The sequence below is a fragment of the Vibrio nigripulchritudo ATCC 27043 genome (assembly GCF_000222685.1).
Taxonomy (GTDB): Bacteria; Pseudomonadota; Gammaproteobacteria; order Enterobacterales; family Vibrionaceae; genus Vibrio; species Vibrio nigripulchritudo.
Genome location: NZ_AFWJ01000282.1, coordinates 24659 through 31175, shown reverse-complemented (window position 1 = coordinate 31175; position 6517 = coordinate 24659). Strand labels below are relative to the sequence as shown.

Below are 6517 nucleotides of genomic sequence, written 5' to 3'. Positions count from 1 at the left end.
ATCGGCATTAGGAAAAGCCCCGTTTTTTTTTAAGAATTACCGTTAAGAAAGGAAGAACTGATAAGACGGGTTATCCGACTCGTCTTTGCATTGATAACCAAGTTCTCTGAGGTGAGCCGAGAATCGAGACAAGTCCGATTCATCCAGTTCAAAACCGCACAATACCCGGCCGTAATCGGCGCCTTGGTTGCGGTAGTTGAACAGACTGATGTTCCAGTGTGTGCCTAAGGTACTCAGGAACTTCACAAGTGCCCCAGGGTATTCAGGGAATTCAAAGCTGTACAAACGTTCTTTCAACGGCTTAGAGGGTTTGCCACCAATCATATAGCGAACGTGCAGTTTCGCCATTTCATCGTCAGACAGATCAACCACAGGGTACCCGCCATCACGTAGATCCTGAATAACGCTGTCGAGCTCCTGCTGGCCCTCTTGCAGCCGCAGACCAACGAATATATTGGCGAGTTTGTCATCGTTATAACGATAGTTGAACTCGGTAACCGCTCTGCCGCCAATCAGGTTACAGAACTCAAAGAACGCGCCTTGGCGCTCAGGAATAGTCACCGCCAATAAACCTTCACGTTTCTCACCCAACTCACAACGCTCTGAAACGTAGCGCAAGCCGTGGAAGTTGGTGTTGGCACCGGATAACACGGTTCCAAGCTGTTTGCCTTGTAAGGCATTCTGCTCGGCAAACTTTTTCAATCCAGCTAACGCCAGTGCACCAGATGGTTCGGCTATCGCACGAGTGTCTTCAAAAATGTCTTTGACTGCAGAGCAGATCTCGTCACTTGAAACGCTAACGTGACCGTCGATGTATTGCTGACACAAGCGGAAGGTTTCCTCGCCAATGCGCTTTACCGCGACACCATCAGCAAACATGCTGACTTGATCCAAAACCACAGGCTCACCAGCATCCAGTGCGGCTTTGAGGCAAGCTGACTCTTCTGGCTCTACCGCAATCACTTTGATTTCTGGCATCAACTGCTTCACGAGCACTGCAACGCCTGCTGCGAGACCGCCGCCACCTACTGGGACAAAAATGTAATCGAGATGACCATTTTGCTGGAGCATTTCCATACCAATCGTACCCTGACCTGCGATCACCATAGGATGATCGAAGGGTGGTACAAAGGTATATCTGTGTTCTAGAGAGAGTCGCTCTGCTTCAGCTTTGGCTTCATCAAAGTTATTACCATGAAGTACCACATTGCCACCAAAACTTCGAACTGCGTCGACTTTGATGTCTGGCGTGGTTTTGGGCATTACGATGGTGGTTTGAATGCCGAGCTTAGAGCCTGACAGAGCCATACCCTGAGCGTGATTGCCTGCGGATGCCGCAATAACCCCCGCGGCTTTCTGCTCGTCAGATAAGTTCGCGACCATGTTGTAAGCGCCGCGAAGTTTAAACGAGTGAACGGGCTGGCGATCTTCTCGCTTGATTTGAATATGGTTGCCAATGCGCGCGGAGAGCCGTGGCATCTCCTGAAAAGGGGACACCATTGCCACTTCGTATACCGGAGCGCGCAGGATTTGGCGCAGATATTCTGCGCCAGTTTGAGTGGTCAGTGTCATAAGCTAGCCCTCTAGCTTAGATTTGTCGCGGACGGCGCCCTTGTCTGCACTGGTTGCCAGGCTGGCAAACGCTTTAAGTGCAAAGGAGACTTCACGTTCACGATTTTCTGGTTTCCAGCCCAGTTCGTCTTGTTTGGCGCGACGAGCTGCCAGCTCTTCTTCGGACACTTCCAACGAAATGGTTCTGTTAGGAATATCAATCGCGATGATATCGCCTTGTTTCACCAATCCAATGGTGCCACCGCTTGCCGCTTCAGGTGAGGCGTGACCAATAGAAAGACCAGAAGTACCACCGGAGAAACGACCGTCGGTAAGCAAAGCACACTCTTTGCCGAGCCCCATTGATTTAAGGTAAGTCGTTGGGTACAGCATTTCCTGCATGCCCGGACCGCCTTTTGGTCCTTCGTAGCGAATAACGACCACGTCGCCAGCTTTTACCTTGCCGCCTAAGATGCCTTCTACCGCCGTTTCCTGACTTTCGAATACCACAGCAGGACCGGTGAATTTCAAAATGCTTGCGTCTACACCAGCGGTTTTTACGATACATCCGTCAAGGGCGATGTTGCCTTTCAGAACGGCCAGACCGCCGTCTTGGCTGAATGCATTCTCTTTAGTACGAATACAGCCGTTTTCACGGTCGTCATCAAGACAATCCCAGCGGCAGTCCTGAGAAAATGCTTGAGTGGTACGAATACCTGCTGGACCCGCACGATAGAATTTAAGAATGTCAGCGTCTTCGGTTTGCATGATGTCGTATTGCGCTAACTGTTCTTCCATAGATAGACCCAGCACCGTTCGGGTTTGGTTGTTCACCAATCCAGCACGATTCAGCTCACCAAGAATCGCCATTACACCACCAGCACGGTGCACGTCTTCCATATGGTATTTCTGAGTAGAAGGCGCCACTTTACACAAGTGTGGTACGCGTCTAGACAAGCGATCAATGTCTTCCATATCGAAGTCAACGTCGCCTTCCTGCGCCGCAGATAGCAAGTGCAAGATGGTATTAGTGGAACCACCCATCGCAATATCCAGAGCCATGGCATTTTCGAATGCTTCAAATGAGGCAATGTTGCGAGGCAGAGCCGTTTCATCGTCCTGTTCATAGTAGCGCTTGGTCAGTTCAACGATACGACGGCCCGCATTCAGGAACAGGGATTCACGGTCAGCGTGGGTTGCCAGCATTGAACCATTACCTGGCTGAGAAAGACCAAGTGCTTCCGTCAGACAGTTCATTGAGTTTGCGGTAAACATACCGGAACAAGAACCACACGTTGGGCATGCAGAACGTTCAATTTGCTGGCTTTGTTCATCAGATACGTTTGGATCGGCACCCTGAATCATGGCGTCGACCAGGTCTAGCTTGATGATTTGATCGGATAGCTTTGTTTTACCCGCTTCCATCGGTCCGCCAGACACAAAAATGACTGGGATGTTGAGGCGCATAGCTGCCATCAGCATTCCCGGAGTGATTTTGTCACAGTTCGAGATACATACCATGGCGTCTGCACAGTGCGCGTTGACCATGTACTCCACGGAATCGGCGATCAGGTCTCGGGAAGGCAGGGAATACAACATACCACCGTGACCCATTGCGATTCCGTCATCGACGGCAATGGTGTTGAATTCTTTGGCGATACCGCCAGCTTTCTCAATTTCCCTTGCCACCAGTTGCCCCATGTCTTTGAGGTGTACGTGACCCGGAACAAATTGGGTGAACGAGTTAACTACCGCAACGATAGGTTTTCCGAAATCTTCTTCTTTTACGCCAGTGGCACGCCATAAGGCACGTGCGCCAGCCATGTTACGACCATGGGTTGTGGTGGCGGATCTGTATTTTGGCATTGTTCTACTTCCTTACTTCGCTGGTGCATTCTCTGGATATACGTAATCCAGCCAGCCCCACTTGTCCTCTGTGGTGCCGTTAAACAACCCAAAATAGGCGTCTTGCATTTCTTTTGTAATCGGACCGCGTTTACCGCTGCCCACGTCAATTTTGTCGATGGTGCTCACTGGCACAATTTCCGCTGCAGTACCCGTCATAAAGACTTCATCCGCAAGGTAAAGTGCTTCACGAGCAATGTTGGCTTCACGCACTTCGTAGCCGCGATCTCGCGCTAGCGTCATGATGGAGTCACGAGTGATACCCGGAAGGATGGCGCTGGTTGCTGGGGGAGTAGTGATCACTCCGTCTTTCACAACAAAGATGTTTTCACCCGCCCCTTCAGAGAGGTAGCCGTCAACGCTAAGCGCAATACCTTCATCGTAGCCATGACGACGGGCTTCACCGCCTACTAGCAATGAAGATAGGTAGTTACCACCAGCTTTAGCTGCAGTTGGGATGGTGTTAGGTGCGGCACGATTCCAGCTTGAAATCATCGCATCCACACCGTTTTCCAATGCTTCTTCACCTAAGTAAGAACCCCATGGGAATGCCGCAATGATCACCTCCATTTCGGTACCTTCCGGTGGGCATACACCCAAGCCCACATTGCCAACAAAACCCAATGGACGGATGTAAGCGTTATCCAGCTTGTTCTGGCGCAGAGTCTCACGAGTGGCTTCCATGATTTCCTCAACTGTGTAAGGAATAGGGAAGCGGTATATTTTCGCAGAATCTTTCAGGCGTTTAGCGTGCTCTAAGTGGCGGAATACGATTGGTCCATTTGGTGTGTTGTAGCAACGAACACCTTCAAACACGGAAGTGCCGTAGTGCATGGCGTGTGTCAAGACGTGAACGTTCGCCTCTCCCCAAGGAACCATTTCACCATTGAACCAGATGTAATCAGCTGTCTTTTTTGTCATGTTCGCATTCCTTCCTTAAGCACAAACTTTTTGTTGTAAGTTATTATTGGGCAATTCGTCTCTATTGATTTCCGTGACCTCTACAGTGCGAATGTCCCACAGCTTTTCTATCTGATTGATCAGAGTGGTGATAGGGCGGTCGCTATCGACGATGATTTCTACGCTGGCAACCTTGCTTTCGTGGTTTTGAGTCGCAGCAACCTGCTTGATGACAAAACCACGGTGGCGAACCACACGAAGAACACGTTCCAGCAATACAGGCTTATCATCGGCTTTGATGTCCATTAAGTAACGTTGCATCAGGTGTTCTCCAGCATGTCATTGTTTGAGGCGCCTGGCGGAACCAGAGGCCATACATTTTCTTCTTCGTCGATCAAAACGTGCAGTAAGTAAGACGTTTCGCTTTCCAGCATCTCTTTTAGTGCTGGCTCAACTTCTTCTTTCTTGGTGATGACCTTGCCCGGAATACCGAATGCTTGTGCCAGCATGATGAAATCTGGGTTGTCATCAAGAATGGTTTCACTGTGGCGACCATCGAAGAACAGCGACTGCCACTGACGAACCATACCCAAACGCTGGTTATCTAGAAGCACCATTTTCACCGGAATCTGGCGGCGTTTTAGCGTTCCCAATTCCTGAACGTTCATCATAAATGAACCATCCCCAGATATAAGGATAGACTGGTCATCAGGACGTGCGACTGCCGCGCCCATTGCAGCTGGAAGACCGAAACCCATAGTGCCCAGACCGGCAGAGCTGATGAAGTTTTGCGGCTCACGAGGCTGAATGTGCTGCGCTGCCCACATTTGGTGCTGACCAACGTCGGTCGATACCATGGAAGAGTCAGGCATCATGTCGGAAAGCTGTTTAAGCAGAAGAGGGGCAAAAATAAGATCGCCAGGGTGGTCATAACGCCATTTGAAACCGCTTCTTAAGCTCTCGCTGTGATGAACCCAAGGAGAAATATCGTGAGACAGCTCAAGTTGAGGAAGGATGACATTGATGTCACCACGAAGTGCCGCATTAGCGGTTCTTAGCTTATTGAATTCAGCGGCATCGATATCGATATGAATCACTTTAGCATGAGGCGCAAAGGTATCGAGTTTACCTGTCACTCGGTCATCAAAACGTGCACCGACCACAATCAGAAGATCAGATTCCTGAACTACCAGGTTTGCCGCTTTGGTGCCGTGCATACCAAGCATGCCAAGATAGTGAGGATCGTGCCTTTCGATGGTTCCCAGCCCCTTAAGGGTGCTGACAGAAGGCATTGGATTAAGACGAAGAAACTCACGAACGGATTCCGTCGCGTTTGCCAGCTGAACACCGCCACCGACATATAAGACAGGACGTGTTGCTTTAGACAGAAGTTCTTGCGCTTGTGTTACGGCTTCAGGATCAACAACTGGGATCGCTGGTGGCTCGAAATGAGGAAGGATTTCGGTTGGAGCCTGAGCCAGTTGAACGTCTTTGGCGATATCGACGATAACCGGTCCGGGACGACCTGTTTTCGCTACTTCAAAAGCTTCGGCAAGAGTGGGGGCGAGCTCGTTGATGTCAGTAACCAGGTAGCTGTGCTTGGTACACGCCAATGACATGCCAATGACATCCATTTCCTGGAATGCGTCAGTACCTATATGAGAACTGGCAACCTGACCGGTAATCGCAACCAGAGGCACCGAATCTAGAAAGGCATCCGCCAGACCGGTAACCAGATTTGTGGCACCTGGTCCGGATGTTGCCATACAGACAGCAACGTCTTGTGTTGCACGCGCCATACCAATTGCTGCCATGGCAGCGCCTTGTTCATGGCGGCATAGGATGTGCTCCACACCACCATCATATAACGCGTCGTAGATTGGCATAATGGCACCGCCCGGGTAGCCAAATACCGTTTTAATTCCTTCTTGCTGCAGAGCCGCAACAACCAATTCTGCTCCTGTCATTGCTGCTCTCCTGCGGTTTGCGAGGGACGAAACGGCTTCATCCCTTTACTGCCTTGGCACATCGTGTGCTCCCATTCTTCCTGTATTAACCTGATTTCATTCGGTTAATGATGTCTTAAGTTATAAAAAAACCCCCGAGCTTCTCAGCGCGGGGGTTTTTGCTATTCTGTGGTTATTTTCTGCCCACAATCCCC

Annotated in this window: 5 protein-coding genes; all 5 read right to left on the bottom strand. The window is 50.2% G+C overall.

Annotated elements, in window-relative coordinates; genetic code table 11:
* Positions 1-42 precede the first annotated feature (42 nt).
* The 5 genes from ilvA to ilvG are packed head-to-tail and all read right to left on the bottom strand — an operon-like array spanning position 43 to position 6323.
* A complete protein-coding gene (gene ilvA, locus RH89_RS21740) occupies positions 43-1572 on the bottom strand; it encodes a threonine ammonia-lyase, biosynthetic (RefSeq protein WP_004406527.1) in 1530 nt (509 codons plus the stop codon).
* Positions 1573-1575: 3 nt separating this feature from the next.
* Positions 1576-3417 (bottom strand): dihydroxy-acid dehydratase, encoded by a 1842-nt coding sequence (ilvD, locus tag RH89_RS21735; RefSeq protein ID WP_004406524.1) that lies wholly within the window; start codon positions 3415-3417, stop codon positions 1576-1578.
* Positions 3418-3429: 12 nt separating this feature from the next.
* Entirely contained in the window at positions 3430-4377 is a 948-nt protein-coding gene (ilvE, locus tag RH89_RS21730) for a branched-chain-amino-acid transaminase (protein ID WP_004406522.1), read from the bottom strand.
* Between the two features lie 15 nt (positions 4378-4392).
* Positions 4393-4677: an acetolactate synthase 2 small subunit gene (gene ilvM, locus RH89_RS21725; protein WP_004406520.1), complete on the bottom strand. Its 285-nt coding sequence runs from the start codon at positions 4675-4677 to the stop codon at positions 4393-4395.
* A complete protein-coding gene (ilvG, locus tag RH89_RS21720) occupies positions 4677-6323 on the bottom strand; it encodes an acetolactate synthase 2 catalytic subunit (protein WP_004406518.1) in 1647 nt (548 codons plus the stop codon). Before ilvG ends, ilvM begins: the two co-directional genes overlap by 1 nt.
* Positions 6324-6517: the final 194 nt, after the last annotated feature.

What these genes read in the sequence shown, in the direction of transcription:
- ilvA (WP_004406527.1), bottom strand. Translation starts at nt 1,572, where the DNA reads ATGACACTGACCACTCAAACTGGCGCAGAATATCTGCGCCAAATCCTG.
- ilvD (WP_004406524.1), bottom strand. Translation starts at nt 3,417, where the DNA reads ATGCCAAAATACAGATCCGCCACCACAACCCATGGTCGTAACATGGCT.
- ilvE (WP_004406522.1), bottom strand. Translation starts at nt 4,377, where the DNA reads ATGACAAAAAAGACAGCTGATTACATCTGGTTCAATGGTGAAATGGTT.
- ilvM (WP_004406520.1), bottom strand. Translation starts at nt 4,677, where the DNA reads ATGCAACGTTACTTAATGGACATCAAAGCCGATGATAAGCCTGTATTG.
- ilvG (WP_004406518.1), bottom strand. Translation starts at nt 6,323, where the DNA reads ATGACAGGAGCAGAATTGGTTGTTGCGGCTCTGCAGCAAGAAGGAATT.